Source organism: Micrococcus sp. HMSC31B01 (genome assembly GCF_001816085.1).
Lineage (GTDB): Bacteria > Actinomycetota > Actinomycetes > Actinomycetales > Micrococcaceae > Micrococcus > Micrococcus luteus.
The window spans coordinates 1-2891 of sequence record NZ_KV825317.1 but is presented as its reverse complement, the minus strand read 5'-3'; the positions used below and the strand labels follow the sequence as shown (position 1 = coordinate 2891).

Below are 2891 nucleotides of genomic sequence, written 5' to 3'. Positions count from 1 at the left end.
GCACGCCGCCCGAGCGGGACCACCTGCCCCCGGGATCCCGGTGAGCGCGCCGGCGGCGGGGCGCCCGCCGCCGCCCGCTCAGTTCGCGTCGAGCAGCACGCCCGCGAAGAACGCGTTCAGGCGGTCGACCTCGTCCAGGCCGAAGACGCCGGAGACGTACTGGTCCGGGCGGACCACGACGACGGCGCCGTCACGGCTGATGCCGCGGGCCTCGAAGATGTCCTCGCCGTGCGTGGGCCGGCACGTGGCGAAGATGTTGTTCAGGTCGTGCAGGCCGAGGGAGCCGGTGGTCGGCCGGAAGATCGACGGCACGTCCGGGTGGGCGAACTCGGTCTGCTTCTGCTGGTACACGACCTTGATGTCGAAGCAGGCGTCCTCCGGCCCGTCCGACGGGGTGTGGCGGTTGCGGAAGGACCGCGGGTCCTCCACGATCGCCTTCGCCCACGCCGCGACCTTCGAATCCTCGGCGCGCGGGGAGGCGGCGTCGGCGAACACGTACACGCGCCAACGGCCGTCCGCGCGGTGCAGGTGGCCCAGGTGCTTGACGTTGGTGTCGCACGAGCGCTCCACCAGCGCCGACTTGAAGCGCTTGCCGATGGGGTAGCCCTGCGCCAGCGCCTGACCGGTGGCGTCCGTGGTGAGGAGGGAGGGCCGGTACTCCGTCATGAAGCCGGCCGGGAACTCGGCGGTCTTCGTGTAGAACTCGGCCACCTCGTTCGGGTCGCCCAGCTCGGAGGTGGGCTTGGCCATGAGCGTCGACCACTCCTTGTCGAAGTCGATCAGGTTCTTGGCGATCTCCTTGCGCTCCTCCGAGTAGGTCGGCACGAGCTCGACCGGGGCCATCCCGGAGAGCACCTGGCCGAGCTTCCAGCCGAGGTTCCAGCCGTCCTGCATGGACACGTTCATGCCCTGGCCGGCCTTCGCGGAGTGGGTGTGGCAGGCGTCGCCGAGCAGGAACACGTTGGGGTGGGCCACGCGCTCGCGGTTGTCGAAGCCCGAGGTGAGGCGGTGGCCCACCTCGTACACCGAATGCCAGGCGACCTCCTTCACGTCCAGCGTGTAGGGGCGCAGGATCTGCTGGGCCCGGCGGATGATCTCCTCGAGCGGGGTCTGGCACACCCTGTGGTCGTCGTCCGCCGGGACCTCGCCGAGGTCCACGTACATGCGGAACAGGTGGCCGCCCTCGCGGGGGATCAGGAGGATCGAGCCGCTGGACGAGTGGATCGCGCACTTGGTGCGGATGTCCGGGAAGTCCGTGTCGGCCAGCGCGTCCATGACGCCCCACGCGTGGTTCGCGGCGTCGCCGGTCAGGGTGTGGCCGATCGCCTTGCGGACGCGAGAGCCCGCGCCGTCCGCGCCCACCACGTACTTGGCGCGCACCTGGCGGGTCGGGCCCGAGGCGGGGTCCTCGAGGGCGTTGCCCTCGGCGTCCACGGTGCGGCGCAGGGTCACGAGCACGGGGTGCTCGCCGTCGTTCGTGTCCTCGAGGGTTTCGAAGGCCCAGCCGTAGTCCGGCCGCGCGCGGGTGGGGGAGTTCTTCATGTACTCGGCGAACCAGTCCAGGATGCGGGCCTGGTTCACGATCAGGTGCGGGAACTCGGAGACGCCCTCCGGGTCGTCCTCGGCCAGCGAGGTGCGCACGATCGTGTCCGCGTCGTCCTCGGCCGGGTTCCAGAACGCCATGGAGGTCAGGTCGAAGGCCTCGTCGATGATCTCGCTCGCGAAGCCGAAGGCCTGGAAGGTCTCCACGGAGCGGGCCTGGATGCCGTCCGCCTGGCCGATCTCGAGGCGGTGGGGGCGGCGCTCGATGATGCGGGTGTGGACGTCCGGGAACATCGCGAGCTGGGCGGCGGCGATCATGCCGGCCGGGCCAGAGCCGACGATCAGCACGTCCATCTCGTCCGGCAGCTCGGCGGGGCGGTCCAGGCCGATGCCGGCCGCCACCTGGACGCGCGGGTTCGTGGAGACGTAGCCGTGGTGGTGGAAGAGCATGGGGGTCCTTTCGCTGCGGGGGGATGTCGCTGCGCGGCACGTGCCACCCGACGGTGTGTTCTCTCAGAGAACACGGTGTTCTCCCTGGGAACACATGTGTGCCAGACTGTACGCGGACGTGATCGGGTTCACAACCGGCGCGCGGGCCGACCGCGCCCCGGGTGCGTCACGTCCGGCACGCGAGGCGAGGAGCACGGATGGCGGAGCACGACGACGGCCCGGTCCGGGAGGGCGCACCCTCCCAGACGCTCTCCCGCGCGCTCACCCTGCTCGAGACCGTCGTGGAAGCGCCCGAGCCGCCCACCATCGCCGACCTCGCCGACGGCCTGGGCGTCCATCGCTCGGTCGCCTACCGCATGCTGCGCACCTTCGAGGCCCACGGCCTGCTGCGCCGCGACGGCCTCGGCCGCGTCCACGCCGCCCCCGGCCTGGCCGTCCTCGCCCGCCGGGTGGAGCAGGATCTGCGCGCGGCGGCCATGCCGCACCTGACCGCCGTCTCCACCGACCTGGGCATGACCGCGTTCCTGGTGGTGTGGGACGGGGCCCACTGCCTCACCCTGGCCACGGCCGAGCCGCCCAGCGGCAACCTCGTCACGCAGCGGCCGGGGACCCGGCACCCCCTCGGGGTCGGTGCGCCGGGGATGGCGATCGCCGTCGCCCTGACCGGACAGGAGTGGGCGCGGCTGCCCAGCGGGGCCCCGCCCGAGCGGCCCGAGCTCGACGACGTGCGGGAGCGCGGCTGGGCCGTCAGCTCCGACGAGGTCATCACCGGCGTCTCCTCGGTCGCCGTGCCGCTGCGGGTCCCGGGCCAGCTGCCCGCCGCCCTCGCCGTGGTCTACGCGACGCGGCCGGAGGACCCCGCGCGCCTCGGAGACCGGCTCGGTGAGGCGGCCCGGGCC

General features: G+C 72.4%; 2 protein-coding genes. One reads left to right on the top strand and one right to left on the bottom strand.

The window, feature by feature from the left end:
* Positions 1-78: 78 nt before the first annotated feature.
* Complete coding sequence (locus HMPREF3105_RS10165; protein WP_070709510.1) at positions 79-1992, bottom strand: FAD-binding monooxygenase; 1914 nt, start codon at positions 1990-1992, stop codon at positions 79-81.
* A 197-nt stretch (positions 1993-2189) separates the two neighbouring features.
* Between HMPREF3105_RS10165 and HMPREF3105_RS10160 the strand changes: the two genes are divergently transcribed.
* Positions 2190-2891, top strand: a 702-nt coding sequence (locus HMPREF3105_RS10160; protein ID WP_070709508.1) for an IclR family transcriptional regulator, incomplete at its 3' end; no start/stop codon positions are given.